Origin of the sequence: Prolixibacter sp. NT017 (assembly GCF_009617875.1) — a bacterium.
Taxonomy (GTDB): Bacteria; Bacteroidota; Bacteroidia; order Bacteroidales; family Prolixibacteraceae; genus Prolixibacter.
The window spans coordinates 168,146-189,904 of record NZ_BLAV01000001.1 but is presented as its reverse complement, the minus strand read 5'-3'; the positions used below and the strand labels follow the sequence as shown (position 1 = coordinate 189,904).

The window sequence follows — 21,759 nt, the reverse complement described above, 5'->3', positions numbered from 1 at the left end:
AACTGCTCGTGAGAAGCCGGAAACCATCAGCTAAACCGGTACAAAAGCCGGTGAAACAAAGGAACATGTTATTGAAACAGCGTAGATTGCCAAGCAACAGGCACTCTTTTCCCGCTAGAAGAAGAGAAAGGTAAATTCTTAACAATAAATTACCAGTGAAAAAAGCTCGCTAATGGAAAAGTATCCGCAAATTGCCCGTTAGATTAAACCGGAACTGTCGGAGATGTGTTAACAGGCAAGTTATAGTGGAGAGGAATCCGGTGGGAAGAAGCAACCAGGACGATAACATTCGAATCGTAAGAGAAACGAGTGGCCCGGAGGCGGAAAACATTTCCGGGCAACCGGTGTAAACCAGAATGATACCAAGGTGACAATACACGATATACGAAAAATACGCAGTGGGCTGTTGGCAGCGCTGCTACTTATGATAACTACTTCGGCTTTGCAGGCGCAAACCACCGTTGTGAGCGGAACCATTACCGATGCCGGCACCAACGAACCGGTACCCTACGCCAACGTTGTGTTTAAAGGCACCACCATAGGCGCCATATCGGACACCACCGGGCATTACCGGCTTTCGTCCAAACTTTCCCTTTCGGTGATACAGGTATCGGCTGTAGGCTACAAAATGCAGGAGATTAACCTCAAGCCGGGCAGCCAGGTCATCAACATCCGTTTGGTGAGCGAAACCTACAACATCGACCAGGTAGATGTCAAACCCCCGGAAAATCCGGCACATCCGCTGTTGCGGAAGATTATCGCCCGGAAGGATATGAACGACCCGAAGAAATTTCCCGATTACCAGTGCAAGGTGTACACCAAGATGGAAATCGACCTGAAGAATGTGAAGAAGCCAAAGAAAGACTCCAAGCTTTGGGATCAGTTTGCCTTTGTATTCGCCCACATCGACACCCTGAAATCGGATGGCAAAACGTACCTGCCGGTGTTTATGACCGAGACCTTTTCGGACTATTATCACCAGCGTGATAACGCCGACCACGAACGAGTGATTGCTACCAAGGCTTCGGGAATGACGACCAGCATGATTACCGAATTCACCGGCAAGATGTACCAGGACTTCGACATTTATGCCAACTACCTGCATGTGTCTGACATCGGGCTGGTATCGCCGTTGAACAATCACGGCCTACTGTTTTACGAGTATTATCTGCTCGACAGTACCGAGGTACAGGGGCACAAAGTGTACGAGGTATCGTTCAAACCCAAGCAGGTACAAAGCCCAACCTTTACTGGAAAGTTCTGGGTAGCCGATTCGACCTATGCCATTACCAAAGTGGCGTGGAAACTATCGAAAAAAGCGAATATCAACTTCGTGAACACGCTGAATATTGACAAGGATTTCCGCTACAGCGACGGCAAATGGCTTCCCCACAAGGACATGATTTTTGCCGACATCAACCTGCAAAAGAATAAGGAAGCCAAAATGATTGGCATCATGGGGCGCAAAACCACTCTGTACGATTCGTTGCAGTTTACCCCACCGCCGCAGGATTTGAAAAAGATGAAACGGGAAATCAGCGTGGCCAGCGATGCACTGGAAAAAGATTCAACTTACTGGACGGATAACCGCCCCGAGAAACTCAGCAAAAGCGAATCGCAAATCTATTCGATGGTCGATTCCATTAAAAATGTGCCGCTGTTTAAAACCGTTGCCGACTACATCCACATGTTTTACTACGGGTACAAAGATTTGGGTACCGTGGAACTCGGCCCGTACTATTATATGTACAGCTACAACCAGGTGGAAGGCCAGCGCTTCCGGTTGGGCGGGCGCACTACCATCGATTTCAGCAAAAACTGGCGTTTCAACGGCTTTGGAGCTTACGGACTGAAAGATAAAGATTTTAAATACGGCGGTGGCGCAGAATATTTCTTCAAAAAAGATCCAGAGCTTTCGCTGAATGCCCAGTATGAGCACGACTACCAGTTGTTGGGAAAAAGCAGCAACGCGTTTATGGAGGACAACATCATGACGTCGCTGCTGAGTAAAACACCTACTACGCAGCTGAACATGATGAACCAGTTCAATTTCACCGTCACTAAAGAGTGGCTCGGCGGATGGAAAAACCAGTTGCAATACAGCTACAACAAGATGTATACGGGGCCATACGTGCCTTTTATCGCCCCGAACGGAAACACCATCGACCATATCGAATACGGAGAGCTTACGCTGAAAACGCGATATGCACCTGGACAACATTACATGCAGGATGATTTTGAGAAGATTTATCTCGATACAAAAAACCCCATCTTCAATCTGAACCTGACCGTTGGCCGGAAAGAACTGGGCGGCGATTACAACTATTACAAAGCTTATTTCGACATGTACGATAAGCTTCCCATTAGTCCGTTCGGGTACACCACTTACTTGTTGCGTGCCGGAAAAACATGGGGAACCGTACCATTTCCGTTGCTGAAAATCCATGAAGGAAACGAAACGTACGCATACGACATTTACGCCTACAACCTGATGAACTACCAGGAGTTTGCCAGTGACCAGTGGGCCAGTTTGTCGCTGGAGCAGCATTTTAACGGATTCTTCCTGAACAAAATACCGCTGATGCGGAAGTTAAAGTGGCGTACAGTAGCCGGATTAAAGGTGCTGGAAGGTCGCCTCAACAGTGACACCCAAAACGAAATGCAGTTGCTTCCGGGCATGACCGGTCTGGGTAAAAAACCGTACATGGAAACATCAGTGGGAATCGAGAATATCTTAAAACTCCTGCGCGTGGACGCCGTTTGGCGGTTGAATTACCACAACCCGGATGTGACGAACCTGGGGATATTCTTCTCGCTGCAGTTCTCATTGTAGAAGGATGGTTTCAGATTCTGTGGTTGGCATAACACATCCCGTCAGGGATACATATTCATCACCTCCGGTGAAACCGGAGGATGGACTCACCCAATAGAAAAACAACTCCGCCAGGAGTTGAATATCTGAGAACATAAATTTCAACGGGTGTCAAATGAAAGCCATTGACTAATCTCTAAAAAATAAAATATTCAACCCACTCCGGGGTTGATTGAAAGAGTGGATCTCCCTACCCCCAATTTCTTTGAGGGTGAAGAATATCTATCCGGCGTTGCCGGAAAAAAAATATTCTAAGAGCTTTCCTCGCTGGTTTCAGTTTAGCGTAATGATTGAAGGATGTCATCCTTTCGAGGGATGACATCCTTACAGTCCTTTTATTTTCGCAACAAAAACGGGCCATCCAAAGTGGACAGCCCGCTGACAATATATTCACAAGGTGATTATTCCCATTCGATGGTGGCCGGCGGTTTGGAACTGATGTCGTAAACCACGCGGTTAATGCCACGCACTTTGTTAATGATGTCGTTGGAAACTTTGGCCAGGAAATCGTACGGAAGATGTACCCAGTCGGCGGTCATACCGTCAGTAGAAGCTACCGCACGGAGCGCAACCACATTTTCGTACGTCCGCTCATCGCCCATCACACCGACTGATTGTACCGGCAACAGCATCACGCCAGCCTGCCATACATCGTCGTAAAGGCCCCACTCTTTCATGGTATTGATGAAAATGGCATCGGCTTCCTGCAGGATACGCACTTTCTCAGGAGTAATATCGCTGAGGATTCGAATACCCAATCCCGGTCCCGGGAACGGATGACGTCCCAGCAACGAAGCTTTGATGTCGAGCGCTTTTCCTACGCGGCGTACTTCGTCTTTGAAAAGCAGCTTCAGCGGCTCCACCACCTTCAGGTGCATCTTCTCGGGCAGTCCGCCCACGTTATGGTGTGATTTGATGGTAGCTGAAGGTCCGTTCACCGACACCGACTCGATGACGTCGGGGTAAATCGTTCCCTGCGCCAGCCATTTCACATCCTGTATTTTGTGTGCTTCCACATCGAACACTTCGATAAAATCGCGACCGATGATCTTGCGTTTCTGCTCCGGTTCCGTAATGCCTTTGAGATCATTCCAGAACTTCTCCTTCGCATCGACACCAATTACATTCAGCCCCATGTCCTTGTAGGATTCGAGCACATCTTCGAACTCATTTTTCCGTAACAACCCGTTATCCACGAAAATGCAGGTCAGGTTTTTCCCGATGGCTTTGTGCAGGAGCACCCCAGCCACACTCGAATCGACACCGCCGGATAATCCCAGCACCACTTTGTCGTTGCCGAGCTGGTCGCGCAACTCCTTCACCGTGGTTTCGATGAACGATGCAGGCGTCCAATCCTGTTTACAGCCACAGATGTCCACCACATAATTCTTCAACAACTCACGTCCCTCGGTGGTGTGATACACTTCCGGATGAAACTGAATCGCGTACGTTGTTTCGCCTTCAATTTTGTAAGCGGCATTCTCCACATCCGAAGTGGAGGCAATCACCTGGTAATTCTCCGGCATTCGAACGATGGTATCGCCATGCGACATCCAAACCTGCGTATCCAGATTGATACCTTTAAACAGTTCGTTGCTCTGGTCGATGTACTTCAGGTTGGCCCGGCCATACTCGCGACTGTCCGATGGAGCGACTTCGCCACCAAAGAAATGCGCCATGTACTGCGCGCCGTAGCAAACGCCGAGAAGCGGCATTTTTCCTTTTATCTCCTCCAAATCGATGCGCGGTGCCAGTTCATCGCGAACAGAGAATGGGCTTCCCGAAAGGATGACACCTTTCACAGACTCATCGATTTCCGGAAAATGGTTAAAGGGATGAATTTCACAATAGACGTTCAGTTCGCGAACACGCCGCCCGATCAGCTGAGTGTATTGGGAACCAAAGTCGAGAATCAAAATTTTCTCCTGCATGGTGTGGAATTAAGAGGGTTGTGAATTTTGCCGCAAAGATATGGATATTTTACTGATGCTGAAAAAGAGGGGGTGCACCCGAAAAAATCTTTGCAATTTCTTCACACGGTCTGCCATTTTGAAATTACTTCAGCCTGAATACCTGCCATTTTCAAATCTTCACGAAAGTGAACAAAAAGAAAAAAAGGCCCTTCAGCAGTAACCGAAAGACCTTTCACAAAAATCTATGTAAAATAACTCAATTAAAAAGCAGCTCCTACTGCAGCGCCAATCATCGCCGCAACAAGCACCAATACATACAGGCCAACAATTATGATGGTCATGATGCCGAGAAATTTGAACGTTCGCCGAAGATTCGCAAATGCCTGCGTCAGAATTTCTTCATCGTTTCCGAACAACGCTTTGCGGGTTTCCGTCGAAAACTTGTAAAGAAACCAGCTGGGAATAAAGTAAACTCCTCCCATGATGACGTACACAACCGAAAGCACCGCGAACGGCATGTGCGGCATCTGTGTGTTTCCGCTCATCTCTTTGAAGATGGACATAAACGAGCCCATAAACAATCCGGCTACGACAATCAATGCCGTAAGCACAAAACCAATAATGGCCAGAAACTGTGCCCATTTTGCCGTCTGGCTAATCTGACGGAGAGCATCGTCAGACAAAGTAATGCCCTTGTTTTCTATCAATTCCATAGAACTAATTGATTGAGGTTAAACAATATTGATGTTTATAATTTTCGTATCCAGATATTCCGGTAGCTCACCGGGTTGCCATGATCCTGCAAAATCACCGAACCATTCCCGTGTGCTTTGTATTGCGGAATGCCAATGTATTCAGTCGGTCCAAGCAACTGAACATTGTTCTGTACCAACACACCATTTTGCAAAACGGTAAAACGTGCCGGCGTGAATAATGTTCCGTCTTCTTTAAAGCGCGGAGCCGTGTAAATAATGTCATAAGTTTGCCACTCGCCCGGCTTCTTGCAAACGTTCACCAGCGGCGCATATTGCTTGTAGATGGAACCCGCCTGTCCGTTGCGATAGGTGCGGTTTTTATAATTATCGAGCACCTGAAGTTCATAACGCTCCTGCAGAAAGATGCCCGAGTTTCCACGGCCCTGGCTTTTGCCTACTACTTCAGCCGGCGTTCGCCATTCGATGTGTAACTGAACGTCACCAAATTTTTCTTTGGTTTGAATAACGCCGGTTCCGCGAACCACCGTCACACAACCATCAGCCACATTCCATTTCGGAGCGTTTCCATCCTGTCCGACCCAGTTGGCAGCTAAACTACCGGGCGTTCCATCAAATAAAACAGTAGCATCGGAAGGCGCATCGGAAGGTTGGTCACCCGGAGTTACCACGGTTACTTCCGGATCCCAGAATTCAGTCATTTCCGGTTTCATCTTCATTGGCTCCTGGGCCATTACCTGCGACACACAGAAAATGCCCACAGTCAGCGCTATCAGGTTAGTTGTTTTCATGAGTTGATTATTTAGTTTATTAACGATTTTGCTCTCTCCGCCATACGGAAAGATGCATTTTGATTAGGTTCTTGCGCTTAAAAATAGAATTTACTTAACGTAAAAGTAAAAAAATATCGCGCAAATCGATTGCGACCTAGCTTTCTAAATAAGTGCCTCAACATTTATACTTTTTCGCTCCGGCATGTAATGAAAACCTTTTTCGGGATACTATTAAATAACCAAATAATCAATCAACTATCAAACCCACAAACCTTTGAACATGCATACAGATCAATCTTCACCGTCCCACCCATCCGGTATTTGGAAACACGGGCTGAGTATTTTGCTCATGTCGGTAACATTTATTGCACTGGAGATTTTATGGACACGCATCTTCTCCGCCGAATTCTTCTACACGTTCGCTTTTCTTATTCTCTCGCTGGCCATCCTCGGTCTGGGACTCGGCGGTTTAAGCATTCGGTTTTTCCGGAAATTAAACAATCCTTCGCTTATCTGGCTTTATCTCACCCTATCGGGAATACTCGCGTTGGTTGGCCCTGCGCTGGTTCTGCGACTCGATTTAAATTTCACGCACCTGTTTTCAAGTGGCTGGATGCTGATGAAATTTATTCTGACCATCGTCATTCTCAGTTCTTCATTTTTCTGGGGAGGAATGGCGTTAACGCTACTCTTCAAACTTGAAAACAAGAAAATATCAACGCTGTACATGGCCGATTTGATCGGTGCCGGTCTTGGAGTGGTTATCGCAGTTGTGTTAATGAATACTATCCAGACACAGCGAACGACACTGCTGATATGCCTTCCGGTTTTATTGGCCGCACTCATACAAGCTCCCAAATGGTGGCGAACCGCTCCGGCTGTACTCTCTCTGGTCGCTCTTTTTCTTCTCCCGCAAGCAGAAACCTTGATTCACAAGGAACGAAAAGAGCGTTTCCCGGTCATCTTTTCGCATTGGGATGCGATGGCGAACATCAAAGTGGCAAAGGCCGGCGACGATTTTTACTATTGTATCATCGACAATGCAGCGCACGCTCCCACCTTTCAGTTCGATGGCGTTATCGATAAGCCGGATTCACTGAAACAAGTGTCGGGTTATCCGCTGAAATACCTGATTGGCAGAACCGACTCGTGCACGTTCCTATCGCTGGGTGCCGGCGGCGGCGCCGATGTGCTGAATGCACTTTACGAAGGTGCGACAGAAATTCACGCCGTTGAAGTAGTTCCTTACCTGAACTACATGATGACCGATGGTTTTCTGAAAGATTTTACGGGAAATATGTACCACAACAAACGGGTAACAGTGGTCACTGAAGATGGACGTGCGTATGTGCGACAATTCCGCAACAAGTTCGATATTATCTATTCCGGAAGCACCAATACCTTTGCTGCACTGGCTTCCGGTTCGTTTGCCCTGGCCGAGAATTACCTGTTCACCCGCGAAGCGTTCGAAGATTACTACCGCGCCATGAGCGACAGCGGCGTCATGCTACTCGACCATCAATTTTATATTCCCCGCCTGGTGAACGACGCCATCGACGCCATGAAGAAGCTGAATGTTCCCAATCCTGCCAGTCACCTGGCGGTTTATGATTTTCCCGGAAGAGGCAGAATGGTAATGCTGATGAGTAAACAACCGATGAAAAAAGAAGTCTGGGAAAATGCGCTGTATGATCTTTCGGCTGAAAATTATCCGCAGTTCCGGATTGTTTATCCGAGTCCCGATTCCATCAAAAACAATCTCATTAACCAAATTGTGGAAAACGGCTGGACATCCGCCCAGGAAAACAGCGCCACCGACCTGTCGCCATCAACCGATAACCGTCCGTTTGCGGCACAGATGGGCATGTGGAAGAATTTCCATGTTTCGGAGTTGGAAACTGTCCAACCTTGGGAGTTCAAAGGATTTCCACTGGCGAAGCTACTCATCACCATCATCCTGTTGGTCATCGGTTTGCTGATTATCCCGATCAACCTGATTCCATTCCTGAAAAAAGGAGAAAAACTGAATGTGCGTGGTTGGCTTTATTTTTTCCTTATCGGGATAGCGTTTATGACAGTCGAAGTGATTCTAATCCAGAAATACACACTGTTTATCGGCTCCAGCTCTTACGCCTTTATGACCATTCTTTTCTCATTATTGCTGGCATCGGGAATCGGCAGTTTCTTCTCATCACGATTCACGTCAACCACCCCATTTCTGGGGATTATTGTCTGGATTGTTTTAGACGTCCTTTTATTCGGATTCCTGACTGAGAAACTGGTTCTTCTTCCCATTTCAGGTAGAATATTAGTCACAATGGTGTTAATACTGCCACTAGGGTTTTTCATGGGAATGCCTTTCCCGAAAGGGACATTGCGCGTGGGTTCGTTGGTCGACTGGGGCTTTGCGGTCAATGGCGCAGCATCGGTACTTGGCTCTACGGCGATCATGTTGGTAGCATTTAATTATGGATACCGAGTCGCCTTGGTAACCGGTGCTTTTGCGTATTTTCTGGCAATGTTGCTGATGCGATCCGAACGGGTTTGGATAAAAGAGTAAGCCCATTTTACCCATAAGAAAACGGCCTCCCGTCATTGGAAGGCCGTTTTTATTTTTCTATTCGATTCAATGATTACAAGCCCATATCGGCCATCACTTTATCGACTTTTTCATTCGCTTCGGCATCCAATTGATCGAATTGCTCGCGAGATTTCAAATCACCTTTTACTTCGATGTAGAATTTAATCTTCGGCTCGGTACCGGAAGGACGAACCGAAACTTTCGAACCATCTTCGGTGAAGAACTGCAGCACGTTCGAGGTTTCTTTCTGGTCGATATCAGTTTCCGAGCCATCCAGCAGGTTTTTCACCTTCAGGGTACTGTAATCTTTCACAACAGCCACTTTGGAACCGGCCAGTTCTTTCGGCGGATTTTCACGGAAGTTGACCATCATCTGCTGGATTTCCTCAGCACCGGCTTTTCCTTTCCGTACCACATATTTCATGCGCTCTTTCGAGAAACCATACTCAAGGTAAATATCCTGCAACAGTTCGTACAGCGATTTGCCGTTGTCTTTTGCCCAGGCAGCAACCTCGGCCATCAGCGCACACGACGAAACCGCATCTTTATCACGAACAAAGTCGGCCGGAAGGAAACCGAAACTTTCTTCTCCTCCACCTATGTATTTCTTCACTCCTTCGTTTTCACGAATGACGTCGGCAATGTATTTGAAACCGGTGTAGCAATCGTAATACTCCACATCGTTACGACGAGCGATTTCGGCCACCAGTTCGGACGTTACAATGGTTTTTACCACGAACTCATTCCCGACAAGGTCTCCCTTTTCTTTCCGTTTGGTGATGATGTAATAAAGGAAGAGCAAAACGGTTTGGTTACCGTTCACGATGAAAAACTCACCCTTATCGTTTTTCACTGCCACTCCAATGCGGTCGGCATCCGGGTCGGTAGCCATCACGATGTCAGCGTCTACTTCTGCCGCTTTCTCCATAGCCAGTTTCATGGCAGCCGGCTCCTCCGGGTTCGGAGAAACCACCGTTGGGAAATCGCCGCTCACCACATCCTGTTCCGGAATATGAATTACGTTGGTAAAGCCCATGCGATTAAGTGCCATTGGAACCAATTTCACACCGGTTCCGTGGATGGGCGTATAAACAATCTTCAAATCTTTCTGCCTTTCCACCGCATCCGGCGAAAGCGAAACCGTCACCACTTTACTGAGGAATTTCTCATCGATATCAGCGCCCATGATGGTAATATTCTCTTCACTTCCGTCAAAACGAATATCGTCGACTTTCACTTTCTCAACTTCCTTAATGATATTGACGTCGTGCGGAGCTACAACCTGCGAACCATCATCCCAGTATGCTTTGTAACCATTGTATTCTTTCGGGTTGTGCGAAGCAGTCAGGATAATTCCGCTCTGGCAACCCAGTTCACGAATGGCATACGAGAGTTCCGGAGTCGGACGCAAATCTTCGAAGAGATAGACTTTGAAACCGTTCGCCGAGAAAATCTTTGCCGCTGTTTCAGCAAACAGGCGACTGTTATTGCGGCAATCGTGGCCAATCGCCACTTTAATTTGCTCCAAATCCGCGAAAGCGATTTTCAGGTAATTGCTCAGTCCCTGAGTGGCAGCTCCCACCGTATAAATGTTCATGCGGTTCGAACCAGCTCCCATGACACCGCGCAATCCGCCGGTACCAAACTCCAGGTCTTTGTAAAAAGCATCGATTAACTCGGTGGTATCGTCATTTTCGAGCAAGCGCTTTATTTCCGCTTTGGTCTCTTCGTCGTAATTCCCGGTCAGCCATTCATTTGCTTTGGCTTTGACCATCTCCAGAACGTCATTTTGCTTCATCCGGATATTATTTAAGTTTTGTTATACACTCCTTCAGGCTCTCCCGCCAATAGGGAATTGACAGGCCGAAGGTTGATTTTATTTTCGTTTTGTTCAGAACAGAATAATGAGGACGCGGTGCTTTGGTCGGGAATTCTTCCGAACCTACCGGGAAGACCTGACAATCGAGGCCACCATACATTTCGTGAATCGCCAGGGTGAAATCGTACCAGCTGGCCACTCCTTCGTTAGAAAAATGATAAATACCTCGCTTAAAATCAGCGGGATCGTTCATCAATTTATCCGCTATCGCGATGACTGCTTTTGCCAGATCGCGGGCGTATGTAGGCGTTCCAATCTGATCGAAAACCACATTCAGTTCGTCCCGCTCTTTGCCCAGCTTGATCATCGTTTTCACGAAATTGTTTCCAAACGATGAATACAACCACGAGGTCCGAATCACAATACCTTTGATTCCGGCCAGCAGCAGTTCCCCTTCACCTTCCATCTTTGTCCGACCGTAAACCGAAACCGGGTTCACCGGGTCATTCTCTACGTAAGGTCGGAAATTTTTTCCGTCGAAAACGTAATCGGTTGAAATATGAATGAAACGCGAACCTGACGCGTGACAGGCATACGCCAGATTTCGAACAGCATCGCGGTTAATGAGACCCGCTTTCTCCGGTTCGTCCTCTGCTTTATCAACAGCAGTGTAGGCCGCACAGTTTACCACCAGCCCCGGATTTTCTTTGGAAAAATATTCTGCTAAAGCATCCGGATTGGTAATATCCAGTTCATCTACATCAGTAAACAGAAACTGATGTTGCGGCGTTTCCTTATCCAACTCCTTGAACTCACTTCCCAACTGACCGGAGGCCCCTGTTATAAGAATCTTCATAACGATAATTACTTCTTTTCCGACAGAAAACCGTCACAGCGAAACGTTTTACAATCCGCTCTGCACAAATCTTTCGGAACGATTGGCTATTATATTTCAGATTTGATTTTCAGCAAAGATAAAATTCATTTCGGCATCGTGGAAACGCGGACTTTTTTTGTCTTTATCCGAAACGATGAACTCCTCGTGAGAGATTTTCCAGTCGATTTGAAGCTCCGGATCGTCCAGTGCAATTCCTCTTTCCGACTCCGGATGATACAATTCGTTGCATTTATAAGCCAGCACAGCAGTTTCGCTCAGCACCGAAAAACCATGAGCAAATCCTTCCGGGATATACAACTGTTTTTTGTTTTCAGCGGAAAGCTCTGCACCAAACCATTTTCCGAAAGTGGGTGAATCTTTTCGGATATCTACTGCAACGTCAAAAACAGTTCCCTCGAGCACGCGAACCAGTTTCGCCTGTGCATGAGGCCTCAACTGATAATGCAACCCACGAACCACGCCCCGTACCGAACGCGATTCATTATCCTGAACAAAAACCGTATCGATTCCTGCCTCTTTATACTTCTGCTCATTGTAACTTTCGTAGAAATAACCACGCTCGTCGCGGAAAATCCTCGGGTGAACAATCAGCAATCCCGGCAGATCTGTCTTCTCTATCTCCATACTCTTCTAAAAAGTTGCTTTCTTTTGATTAGCCAACTGTATTAAATACTGGCCGTATTGGTTTTTCTTCAGCGGTTCAGCCAGCGTGAGCAATTGCTCCCGGCCAATCCAGCCTTTGTTATAGGCAATCTCTTCAAGGCAGGCCACTTTCAATCCCTGGCGGTGCTCAATGGTCGCAATAAAATTCGACGCCTCAATCAAACTCTCGTGGGTTCCGGTATCGAGCCAGGCCATGCCGCGCCCCAACAACTTGACGCGCAATTTCCCCTCTTCGAGATAGAGACGGTTCAAATCGGTAATTTCCAACTCACCCCGCGCCGATGGTTTCAATGTTTTTGCTTTTTTCACCACGTCGTTCGGATAGAAATACAAACCGGTAACCGCATAATTCGATTTGGGTTCGGATGGTTTTTCTTCCAGGCTGAGCACCTTACCATTCTCAGCAAATTCCACGACACCATAACGCTCCGGATCGTTCACGTAGTAGCCAAAAACAACGGCACCTGCCCGATAGGCTGCAGCGTCTTCCAGCATTTGACTAAAACCGTAACCGTGAAAAATATTGTCCCCCAGAATCAGGCAAACATCATCGTTCCCGATAAATTCCTCACCAATAATAAAGGCCTGCGCCAGTCCATCGGGCGATGGCTGTTCGGCATATGAAATCTGCAAGCCCAACTGGCTGCCGTCTTCCAACAGGTTCTGGAAATAATTTTTGTCGGATGGAGTAGTAATGATCAGCACCTCCCTGATGCCCGCGAGCATTAACACTGACAAAGGATAATACACCATCGGCTTATCGTAGATGGGCAACAACTGTTTCGAAATACTTTTGGTAATTGGGTACAGACGTGTGCCTGAACCACCGGCCAGGATAATTCCCTTCATATACTTTCTATGTTTTTGGTCAGGTGAAACCCACCAGATTGTTTTCAGCAACAGTTAAATACCAGAATATCCGGCACAACCAAGCGGTTTCGACAGGCTAAAGGTACGAGTATTTGAAAAAGATCACAGAAAGAGTATTCTGAAACATGTCATTTCAGTATAAATAATCAAAGCTTCAATTCTCCGCGTTGAAGCATATTGTCAAAATAAGCTACCGTTTTTTCCAATCCTTCCCTGAGCTGAACTTTGGGTTCCCAGCCATTCAGGTTCTCTTTTGCCAAAGAAATATCGGGTTGACGTTGCTCCGGGTCATCCTGCGGGGCGGGAAGATGAACAATTTTGGAAGACGAACCGGTAATATCCAAAACTTCGCTCGCCAATTCCAGCATCGAAAACTGGTTGGGATTTCCAACATTCACCGGCCCCATGAAATCATCCGGCGTATTCATCATCCGAATCATTGCTTCAATCAGGTCATCTACATACTGGAAACTTCTTGTTTGAAGACCATTGCCATAAACGGTTATGTCTTTTCCAGTCAACGCCTGAACGATAAAATTAGAGACCACCCGCCCGTCGAGCGGATTCATGTGCGGGCCGTAAGTATTGAAAATGCGAATGATTTTGATGCGAACATCATTTTGCAAGTTGTAATTCATCATCAACGATTCGGCACACCGCTTTCCCTCGTCGTAACACGAGCGCGGTCCGATGGGATTGACATGCCCCCAGTAATCTTCTGTTTGCGGATGAATTTGTGGATCGCCGTACACTTCGCTCGTGGAAGCCTGTAAAATCTTCGCTTTAATCCGTTTGGCCAAACCACACATGTTAATGGCGCCCATCACCGAGGTCTTGATTGTTTTAATGGGATTGACCTGGTAATGGATAGGCGACGCCGGACAAGCCAGGTTGTATATCTCATCCACTTCGATAAAATAAGGCATCGTCACATCGTGGCGAACCAGTTCAAAGTATGGATTATCGAGCAAGGGAAGTACATTTCGCTTCGAGCCGGTGAAGTAGTTATCGAGACAAATCACCTCGTTGCCTTCATCGAGCAGCCTGCTGCACAAGTGCGAACCGAGAAATCCGGCTCCTCCGGTTACCAGAATTTTTTTCACAAAACCAACTGTTTTAGTAAACCATCGCGACTACCACCTTGTTGCATGCAATAAAGGGATTTAGCCAAGGCAGTCGCGGAGTAGCAAAGTTACAAAATAAAGATACATTACGTAAAGCGACGCATGACCAGGACACGAAAGGAAGACTACCGCACGACAATCTCTTAAATATCTCTGCAAACCTCCGACTTTCAGCAAAAAAGAAACCCAAAGATTTGATTTATTGGGTTTATGTTCTAATTTTGCGGCGCATTCAAAATAATGTCTAATTTATAAAAAGTTACAAGCTTAACATTACATGAGCGAAAACAAAGAAAATCTCGAACAAACAGAAGCAGTAAACCAGACTGCTGAAGAAGCTAAAGCCGAGAAGGTGGAAGCAAAAAAAGTTACCTCGAAAGAGGCTGACGAAGATTTTGACTGGGATGCCTTTGAAGGTACTTCCCTGGAAGCCACTGGCGAGAAAAAAGATGAAATGACCGCTCTGTACAACGATACTCTTTCTGTATTGCAGGAAAAAGAAGTTGTTGACGGAAAAGTAATTTCACTGAACAAACGTGAAGTAGTAGTTGACATCGGCTACAAATCGGATGGTATCGTTTCACTGAACGAATTCCGCTACAACCCTGACCTGAAAGTGGGCGACACTGTAGAGGTATATGTTGAAAGCCTCGAAGATCAAAAAGGTCAGTTAGTCCTCTCTCACAAAAAAGCCCGCGCACTGCGCAGCTGGGATCGCGTAAATGCCGCATTGGAAAAAGACGAAGTAATCACCGGTTACATCAAGTGCCGCACCAAAGGCGGTATGATTGTCGACGTATTCGGTATCGAAGCCTTCCTTCCCGGTTCGCAAATCGACGTGAAGCCCATCCGTGACTACGACATTTATGTTGGAAAAACCATGGAATTCAAAGTGGTTAAAATCAACCAGGAATTCCGTAACGTGGTTGTTTCACACAAGGCACTTATCGAAGCTGAACTCGAGCAGCAGAAGAAAGAAATTATCTCGAAACTCGAAAAAGGTCAGGTTCTCGAAGGAACTGTCAAAAACATTACCTCTTACGGTGTATTCATCGACCTGGGTGGCGTAGACGGTTTGATTCACATTACCGACCTGAGCTGGGGCCGTGTTTCGCATCCGAGCGAAATCGTGCAGCTCGATCAGAAAATCAACGTGGTTATTCTCGACTTCGATGATGACAAGAAACGTATTGCACTTGGTCTGAAACAGCTGACTCCGCATCCGTGGGATAACCTGAGCGCCGAGCTGAAAGTTGGCGACATCGTAAAAGGTAAAGTAGTTGTTCTGGCTGATTACGGAGCATTTGTTGAAATCGCTGCCGGCGTTGAAGGTCTGATTCACGTATCAGAAATGAGCTGGTCACAGCACCTGCGCTCTGCTCAGGACTTCCTGAAGGTAGGTGACGAAGTGGAAGCCATGATTTTGACTCTTGATCGTGAAGATCGCAAAATGTCTCTCGGTATCAAGCAGCTGAAACCGGATCCATGGGAGAAAATCGACGAGAAATATTCCGTTGGTTCAAAACACACCGCACGCGTTCGCAACTTCACCAATTTCGGTGTATTTGTTGAAATCGAAGAAGGTGTTGACGGCCTGATCCACATCAGCGACCTGAGCTGGACCAAGAAAATCAAACACCCGTCAGAATTCACTTCTATCGGTGCTGACATCGAAGTAGTCGTTCTCGACATCGACAAAGACAATCGTCGTTTGAGCCTTGGTCACAAGCAACTGGAAGAAAACCCATGGGATGTATTCGAAACCATCTTTACGGTTGATTCTATCCACGAAGGTACCGTTATCGACATCTTCGATAAAGGAGCGGTAATTTCACTGCCTTACGGTGTTGAAGGTTTCGCTACTCCTCGTCACCTGGTTAAAGAAGACGGTTCACAGGTGAAACTCGACGAAAAACTGGAATTCAAAGTAATCGAGTTCTCCAAATCAGCTAAACGCATCATCCTGTCACACTCACGTGTATTCGAAGATGTGAAGAAAGCTGAAGACAATGCCAAGAAGAGAACTGCTACCAAGCAGACTCAAAAAGGTATGAAAACCGTTAAGGATAACCTGGAGAAAACCACTCTTGGTGATATCAGCGATTTGGCTGCTCTGAAATCCAAGATGGAGAAAGACGAAAAAAAAGACAATGAATAAGAAATTGTAATTCATCATAATTTCTTATCTTGCATCTATGAACTTTGGTACGCAGAATAAAGAAGGCTACGCCGTCATTCAGGTGCACAACGAAAGGCTCGATAGTCTTATCGCACCCGATTTGAAATCGGAGCTGGTATTGGCAACGGAAAATGGACAGAAGAACATTGTCCTCGATATCAGTGAGTGTACATATTGTGACTCTTCGGGTCTGAGCGCCCTGTTGGTAGGCAATCGGCTTTGTGAAAATGTTTCGGGACAATTCGTCTTGTGCGGATTGACACCGATGGTTGACAAGCTGATAAAACTGGCAATGCTCGACACGGTTTTGACCATCACAACCGATGAAAAGGAAGCCAGTAAACTGCTCAATAAAGATGCATAAGTCTTTTCAGATATAAAGAAAAAGCCCGGTTTGAACAAGCCGGGCTTTCTTTTTATATTTGGTCAAAACCAATGTATGATCCCGTTTACGGTTACCATTCTCGGAAGCAGTTCGGCGCTGCCGACCTCCCAACGCTTCCCTACCTCCCAGGTTGTTTCCCTCAACAACCAGCCCTATTTGATCGACTGCGGCGAAGGCACTCAAATTCAACTCCGGAAATACAAAGCCAGAATCGGAAAGCTTAACCACATTTTCATTTCACACCTTCATGGCGATCACATTTTCGGGTTACCCGGTTTACTTTCCACCCTGTCGTTGCTCGGCCGGAAAAACGACTTGCACATCTATGCGCATTCACCTCTACAAGATATTCTCGATTGTCATACCGCTTTCTTCCGCAGCGAAATGGATTTCCGCGTTGTCTTTCATCCGCTCAACTTCAAGCGCCCGCAGGTAATTTTCGAGAACAAGAAAATAAAAGTCGAATCGTTCCCGCTGAAACACCGGGTTCCCTGTTGCGGATTCCGCTTTAGCGAACAACCGAAACTTCCGCATCTCCGGAAGGATAAGCTGGAGGAATTTGATATTCCGCTGAGAGAGCGGGTAAAGATTAAAGAAGGCAGCGATTTTATGCTTCCCGATGGACGGGTGATTCCGAATGCCGAGTTGACCCTGCCGGCCGAAAAACCGCGTTCCTACGCCTTTTGCACCGACACTATCTACCACGAACCAGCCCTGAAATCGATCAGCGGAGTCGATTTGCTTTACCACGAGGCCACCTTCGCCAACGATCTCGAAGATTGGGCTCACAAAACGTATCACTCCACGGCCGGCGAAGCAGCTACCATGGCCCAACAAGCCAACGCCAGGAAACTGATTCTTGGACACTTTTCCGCCCGCTACAACGACATTCAGCCTCTCCTAGATGACGCCCGAAGCATTTTCCCGGAGAGTTATCCCGCTGAAGACGGGGCAACATTTGAAATACTCTGAGCATTTTCTTTCGTCAGAAATCTCTATTTTTAGAACCTTTAAAAATAAAGCTCTGTCGAACAAGTCATAATGTTTCGCTCTTAGCGGCTCATTCTGACCTGTTGCAGAAAAACGATAATCAAATACAAACTTGCATGAAAAGAATTATTCTTTTGGCAGCTGTTTTGCTGGCCTCGGCTAATTTGTTCGCCCAGGACCGCGACAAAGGCAAAATGGTTGAAATCCCGCAAGGGAAAGGGTACTACTACCAAACCATCATGAAAGATGTAAACGCGGTAAACGACTCACTCGCTAAGGAACCGTCTTACTATCGTTTCCAGATGGACCAATCGGGAATGAAGCTTCCCAACAAAGTAGACCTTTACAAACGTTATTGGGCCAATCCGCCTATTTCGCAAGGGAACACCGGTACCTGCTGGGATTTCTCTACGCTTTCGTTTTACGAATCGGAAATTTACCGCATGACCGGCAAAAAAGTGAAGTTGTCGGAAATGTACATGGTTTATTGGGAATATGTTGCAAAAGCCCGCCGCTATGTCGAGAAACGGGGCAACTCTCTGTTCGACGAAGGTTCGGAAGGAAACGCCGATGCCCGTTTGGCCAAACAGTACGGTTTGATGCCTGAAGCAGCTTACACCGGCCTGATTGACGGTCACAAATTTCATTCGCACGCCAAAATGTTTGCCGAGATGAAAAACTACCTCGAATCGGTGAAAAAGAACAATGCCTGGAATGAGAAACAGGTGCTGGCAACCATCAAAGACATCATGAACCACTATATGGGCGTTCCTCCCACACATTTCATGGTCGATGGAAAAGATATGACCCCAATGGCATACATGAAGGACTACCTGAAATTCGATCCGAATGATTTCGTGGAAATTCTTTCATACAAGCAAAAGCCTTACTGGCAGAAAGTAGAATACGAAGTACCGGACAACTGGTGGCACAACAAAGATTACTACAATGTTCCGCTCGATGTCTTCATGAAAATCATCCACGACGCGATTCGCGAAGGTTATACCATGAGTATTGGCGGCGATGTTTCGGAGGCAGGATTCTCACGTGAAACACAATGTGCGATTGTACCCGATTTCGATATTCCGTCGGCATACATTAACGACGATGCCCGTGAATTCCGTTTTGCTAATGAAAGCACCACCGACGATCACGGTATGCACCTGGTAGGTTATCTCGCTAATTTTAATGGTGATGGCAAAGACTGGTACCTGATTAAAGATTCCAGCTCGGGCTCACGCAACAACGATCCGAATGCACCGGAATTTGGCTACTACTTCTTCAGCCAGGATTATGTGAAGCTGAAAATGATGGGCTTCACCATCAACCGTGCTGCGGTAAAAGATATTCTGAAGAAATTCGACGACAAAAAATAAAACAAGGAACGGGAGCTTTTTTAAGTTCCCGTTTTTCTTTTCCTGGAAAACAACTCCGGTTGGAACCTCCTCTGCTACCGGAAATCCCCAAACCAATTTGTAAAGCCCCGGATTTGTCCCGATTATGGCTAAACATTTTTGTTTGGCATTCAATTTAACTCAAAATAACCCTAAACACGTTTGCTCACCGCCCTCCTAAATAGAATAAAGCCGAAACACATTTGCTCAGTCTCATTCTGTTTAGAAATACTCCCAAACATTTTTGCTCAGCTTTCTCCTAAATAAAACGAAGTCGAAACACGTTTGCTCAGCAATATTCTATTTTGAAAGACGCCCAAACATTTTTGCTCAGCAATATTCTATTTAGAAAAACCCCAAAACATATTCGTTCAGGGTTAAATTCCACACGAAAAATCCTTAAACAGGAATACAAGGAAGAAAATCCGCTGTTTTATTCTCCAAAAAATTCTTTCCGGAAGTTTACCAGGTAAAGTCGTTCGGTTGGGCGTGTAAAAGCGGTATACATCCAACGCAGGTATTCACGGTCAATCATCTCCTCGGTCAGGTAGCCATGATCGACAAAAACAGCCTTCCACTGACCGCCCTGTGCTTTATGACAGGTCACCGCATAAGCAAACTTTACCTGCAGTGCATTGAAATACTCATTCTCCCGAATCTTTTCCCAGCGTTGCCGTTTATTCCGGATATCAAGATAATCTTCCGAAACCGCTTCAAACAAGCGCTTATTTTCGGCCGATGTGAAGGAGGCGCCATCGTGCATCAGCGTATCCAAAAAGATTTTACAATCGATCTCCACGTCTTTATAATCGATAAACCGTAAAGAGACATTCGCAAAGCGGAAACCGTACATTTCTTCATATTTTCGTATCCGGATGACTTCCGCAATGTCGCCATTGGCAATAAAATCCAGTTCTTCTATTTCCTTAGGCCAGTAATAATTATTCTTCACCACCATCAACAAGTCGCCGGTGGAGAGTTCTTCTTCGCGATAGAGAACGGTTCGGCGAATACCTTCATTAAACTTGTTAGCCCGTTTATTGGAGCGCGTAACAATCATGGTCTCCTCCATCCCGTATTTACTGTAACAGGAAGAAATTTCCTCGATCAACTCTTCTCCGCTCAAGCGGATAATATCATCAAACTCTTCTGTTTCAATCGGCCAGTAGCCAAACGAAGCTTCCTCTTCCAACATCGTTCTGATTTGCGTAGCGTTGTGCAGGATGCCGGAATTAGCCTCCTGTCTCACCACATCGGAAAGTTCGCTCATCAGCACTTCGAGGTTGTAATATTCGAGCTCTTGTGGATAGAGCGCCGGACTGATATCCAGTCCAACAGGAGGCAACTGAGCCACGTCGCCGACCAGGATTAGCCGGCAGTTTTTCCCGGTATAAACGTATTCGATCAAATCGTCGAGCAAATGCCCGGAACCAAAGATGGAACTCTCCTGCCCCAGGTTCGAAATCATGGATGCTTCGTCGACAATAAAAACGGTGTCCTTGTGCAGATTTCGATCCAGTGAAAACCGGCCGGTACCATCGGCTGTGGATTTTTGCCGATAAATTTTCTTGTGAATCGTTAATGCAGTTGTTTGAGCGTAATGCGACAGTACTTTGGCAGCCCTTCCGGTAGGGGCAAGCAAAACTGTCCGGATCTTCATTCCGGCCAAAACCTTCACCAAAGAACTCACTACGGAAGTCTTTCCAGTACCCGCATATCCCTTCAACAGGAAAACCAAATCGGCGTGGGGCGAGGTGATGTAACCAGCGAGTAAGTCAATCATTTCTTTCTGACTTTCAGTTGGTTCAAAACCCAATACTTCGTATATTGAATTCTTAACGTGGTTTTTTAACATATCACAGAAATTAAGCGAGTTCCGCAGCCCAAGATTTATTTTTTTTTTTAAATTTGCAGGCAAACCAACAAATTCATTCAGAAAAAAAATGAAGAAAATATTACTACAAGTTGTTCTTATCATCGCAGCAGTCGTGCTGACATATGAGATATACGACACTGTTCGGAGGCCGATCGATTTTCAGAAAGAGAAAAAAGTACGCTACGACGCGGTCGTGAATAAACTGAAAGATATTCGTAAGGCAGAGCTGGCTTACAAGGATGTGAATGGAAAATTCACTGGTAGTTGGGATACACTGCTCACCTTTGTAAAGACTGACTCGTTACCGTTGGTGCGTAAAATTGGTTCAGTGACTGACTCGATGATTGACGCTGGCTGGACAGAAGAGAAAGCGCTGAGAGAAGGTAAGATCATCCGTGACACGATCAAGGTTGCTGTATTGGACTCGGTTTTCGGCAAGAATTATCCGATCAACAAATTGCCGATCATCCCTTACTCCGGTGGCAAGAAATTTTTCCTGGGTGCTGCCCGTGTGAAGACTGGTTCAGGTGTTGACGTTGCTGTATTCGAAGCACGTGCACACAATAACATTATTCTAAGTCAGTTGGAAGATGAGTACGGACAGGAAATTATTAATCTGAATGAAAAAAGCAGGGTTGACGGAAAATATCCCGGCTTGAAAGTTGGTTCACTTACCGAAGCAAATAACAATGCAGGAAACTGGGAATAA

The 21,759-nt window shown here is 46.3% G+C and carries 16 protein-coding genes; 7 read left to right on the top strand and 9 right to left on the bottom strand.

Annotated features, from left to right (window positions below):
• Nucleotides 1-367 precede the first annotated feature (367 nt).
• Nucleotides 368-2,833, top strand: coding sequence for a DUF5686 and carboxypeptidase-like regulatory domain-containing protein (locus GJU87_RS00710; RefSeq protein ID WP_153637762.1), 2,466 nt, complete (start codon nucleotides 368-370; stop codon nucleotides 2,831-2,833).
• Between the two features lie 440 nt (nucleotides 2,834-3,273).
• On the opposite strand, the gene guaA is transcribed toward GJU87_RS00710, so the two are convergent.
• From guaA to GJU87_RS00695, 3 genes are all read right to left on the bottom strand, one after another.
• Nucleotides 3,274-4,803, bottom strand: coding sequence for a glutamine-hydrolyzing GMP synthase (gene guaA, locus GJU87_RS00705; RefSeq protein WP_153637761.1), 1,530 nt, complete (start codon nucleotides 4,801-4,803; stop codon nucleotides 3,274-3,276).
• A gap of 242 nt (nucleotides 4,804-5,045) precedes the next feature.
• Nucleotides 5,046-5,498 carry a DUF5362 family protein gene (locus GJU87_RS00700; RefSeq protein ID WP_153637760.1) on the bottom strand — a complete coding sequence of 151 codons (453 nt, stop codon included), beginning with the start codon at nucleotides 5,496-5,498 and terminating at the stop codon, nucleotides 5,046-5,048.
• Between the two features lie 35 nt (nucleotides 5,499-5,533).
• Nucleotides 5,534-6,289 carry a DUF1080 domain-containing protein gene (locus tag GJU87_RS00695; protein ID WP_153637759.1) on the bottom strand — a complete coding sequence of 252 codons (756 nt, stop codon included), beginning with the start codon at nucleotides 6,287-6,289 and terminating at the stop codon, nucleotides 5,534-5,536.
• A gap of 262 nt (nucleotides 6,290-6,551) precedes the next feature.
• Here GJU87_RS00695 and GJU87_RS00690 point away from each other — a divergent pair, with 262 nt between their 5' ends.
• Nucleotides 6,552-8,831 carry a hypothetical protein gene (locus tag GJU87_RS00690; RefSeq protein ID WP_153637758.1) on the top strand — a complete coding sequence of 760 codons (2,280 nt, stop codon included), beginning with the start codon at nucleotides 6,552-6,554 and terminating at the stop codon, nucleotides 8,829-8,831.
• A gap of 73 nt (nucleotides 8,832-8,904) precedes the next feature.
• Here GJU87_RS00690 and GJU87_RS00685 read toward each other — a convergent pair whose 3' ends face one another.
• The 5 genes from GJU87_RS00685 to GJU87_RS00665 all read right to left on the bottom strand — a co-directional run bounded on the left by GJU87_RS00685 (nucleotide 8,905) and on the right by GJU87_RS00665 (nucleotide 14,205).
• Nucleotides 8,905-10,650 carry a phospho-sugar mutase gene (locus tag GJU87_RS00685; RefSeq protein ID WP_153637757.1) on the bottom strand — a complete coding sequence of 582 codons (1,746 nt, stop codon included), beginning with the start codon at nucleotides 10,648-10,650 and terminating at the stop codon, nucleotides 8,905-8,907.
• Between the two features lie 7 nt (nucleotides 10,651-10,657).
• Nucleotides 10,658-11,527 (bottom strand): dTDP-4-dehydrorhamnose reductase, encoded by an 870-nt coding sequence (gene rfbD, locus GJU87_RS00680; protein ID WP_153637756.1) that lies wholly within the window; start codon nucleotides 11,525-11,527, stop codon nucleotides 10,658-10,660.
• Nucleotides 11,528-11,623: 96 nt separating this feature from the next.
• Nucleotides 11,624-12,193 (bottom strand): dTDP-4-dehydrorhamnose 3,5-epimerase, encoded by a 570-nt coding sequence (rfbC, locus tag GJU87_RS00675; RefSeq protein ID WP_153637755.1) that lies wholly within the window; start codon nucleotides 12,191-12,193, stop codon nucleotides 11,624-11,626.
• A gap of 6 nt (nucleotides 12,194-12,199) precedes the next feature.
• Nucleotides 12,200-13,081: a glucose-1-phosphate thymidylyltransferase RfbA gene (rfbA, locus tag GJU87_RS00670; protein WP_153637754.1), complete on the bottom strand. Its 882-nt coding sequence runs from the start codon at nucleotides 13,079-13,081 to the stop codon at nucleotides 12,200-12,202.
• 167 nt (nucleotides 13,082-13,248) lie between these two features.
• Nucleotides 13,249-14,205: a UDP-glucuronic acid decarboxylase family protein gene (locus tag GJU87_RS00665; protein WP_153637753.1), complete on the bottom strand. Its 957-nt coding sequence runs from the start codon at nucleotides 14,203-14,205 to the stop codon at nucleotides 13,249-13,251.
• A 298-nt stretch (nucleotides 14,206-14,503) separates the two neighbouring features.
• On the opposite strand from GJU87_RS00665, the gene rpsA reads away from it, so the two are divergent.
• From rpsA to GJU87_RS00645, 4 genes are all read left to right on the top strand, one after another.
• Entirely contained in the window at nucleotides 14,504-16,384 is a 1,881-nt protein-coding gene (rpsA, locus tag GJU87_RS00660) for a 30S ribosomal protein S1 (RefSeq protein ID WP_153637752.1), read from the top strand.
• Between the two features lie 37 nt (nucleotides 16,385-16,421).
• Complete coding sequence (locus GJU87_RS00655; RefSeq protein ID WP_106543039.1) at nucleotides 16,422-16,769, top strand: STAS domain-containing protein; 348 nt, start codon at nucleotides 16,422-16,424, stop codon at nucleotides 16,767-16,769.
• Nucleotides 16,770-16,844: 75 nt separating this feature from the next.
• The gene (locus GJU87_RS00650; RefSeq protein ID WP_153637751.1) at nucleotides 16,845-17,762 is read left to right on the top strand and encodes a ribonuclease Z; all 918 of its coding nucleotides are present in this window, start codon (nucleotides 16,845-16,847) and stop codon (nucleotides 17,760-17,762) included.
• A 134-nt stretch (nucleotides 17,763-17,896) separates the two neighbouring features.
• Entirely contained in the window at nucleotides 17,897-19,156 is a 1,260-nt protein-coding gene (locus GJU87_RS00645) for a C1 family peptidase (RefSeq protein WP_153637750.1), read from the top strand.
• 451 nt (nucleotides 19,157-19,607) lie between these two features.
• On the opposite strand, the gene GJU87_RS00640 is transcribed toward GJU87_RS00645, so the two are convergent.
• Nucleotides 19,608-21,029 carry an ATP-dependent RecD-like DNA helicase gene (locus tag GJU87_RS00640; RefSeq protein WP_153637749.1) on the bottom strand — a complete coding sequence of 474 codons (1,422 nt, stop codon included), beginning with the start codon at nucleotides 21,027-21,029 and terminating at the stop codon, nucleotides 19,608-19,610.
• Nucleotides 21,030-21,117: 88 nt separating this feature from the next.
• On the opposite strand from GJU87_RS00640, the gene GJU87_RS00635 reads away from it, so the two are divergent.
• Nucleotides 21,118-21,759: a hypothetical protein gene (locus GJU87_RS00635; RefSeq protein ID WP_153637748.1), complete on the top strand. Its 642-nt coding sequence runs from the start codon at nucleotides 21,118-21,120 to the stop codon at nucleotides 21,757-21,759.

What these genes read in the sequence shown, in the direction of transcription:
- GJU87_RS00700 (WP_153637760.1), bottom strand. Translation starts at nt 5,498, where the DNA reads ATGGAATTGATAGAAAACAAGGGCATTACTTTGTCTGACGATGCTCTC.
- GJU87_RS00635 (WP_153637748.1), top strand. Translation starts at nt 21,118, where the DNA reads ATGAAGAAAATATTACTACAAGTTGTTCTTATCATCGCAGCAGTCGTG.
- GJU87_RS00645 (WP_153637750.1), top strand. Translation starts at nt 17,897, where the DNA reads ATGAAAAGAATTATTCTTTTGGCAGCTGTTTTGCTGGCCTCGGCTAAT.
- GJU87_RS00650 (WP_153637751.1), top strand. Translation starts at nt 16,845, where the DNA reads ATGATCCCGTTTACGGTTACCATTCTCGGAAGCAGTTCGGCGCTGCCG.
- GJU87_RS00685 (WP_153637757.1), bottom strand. Translation starts at nt 10,650, where the DNA reads ATGAAGCAAAATGACGTTCTGGAGATGGTCAAAGCCAAAGCAAATGAA.
- GJU87_RS00640 (WP_153637749.1), bottom strand. Translation starts at nt 21,029, where the DNA reads ATGTTAAAAAACCACGTTAAGAATTCAATATACGAAGTATTGGGTTTT.
- rfbD (WP_153637756.1), bottom strand. Translation starts at nt 11,527, where the DNA reads ATGAAGATTCTTATAACAGGGGCCTCCGGTCAGTTGGGAAGTGAGTTC.
- GJU87_RS00655 (WP_106543039.1), top strand. Translation starts at nt 16,422, where the DNA reads ATGAACTTTGGTACGCAGAATAAAGAAGGCTACGCCGTCATTCAGGTG.
- guaA (WP_153637761.1), bottom strand. Translation starts at nt 4,803, where the DNA reads ATGCAGGAGAAAATTTTGATTCTCGACTTTGGTTCCCAATACACTCAG.
- GJU87_RS00690 (WP_153637758.1), top strand. Translation starts at nt 6,552, where the DNA reads ATGCATACAGATCAATCTTCACCGTCCCACCCATCCGGTATTTGGAAA.
- rfbA (WP_153637754.1), bottom strand. Translation starts at nt 13,081, where the DNA reads ATGAAGGGAATTATCCTGGCCGGTGGTTCAGGCACACGTCTGTACCCA.
- rpsA (WP_153637752.1), top strand. Translation starts at nt 14,504, where the DNA reads ATGAGCGAAAACAAAGAAAATCTCGAACAAACAGAAGCAGTAAACCAG.
- rfbC (WP_153637755.1), bottom strand. Translation starts at nt 12,193, where the DNA reads ATGGAGATAGAGAAGACAGATCTGCCGGGATTGCTGATTGTTCACCCG.
- GJU87_RS00695 (WP_153637759.1), bottom strand. Translation starts at nt 6,289, where the DNA reads ATGAAAACAACTAACCTGATAGCGCTGACTGTGGGCATTTTCTGTGTG.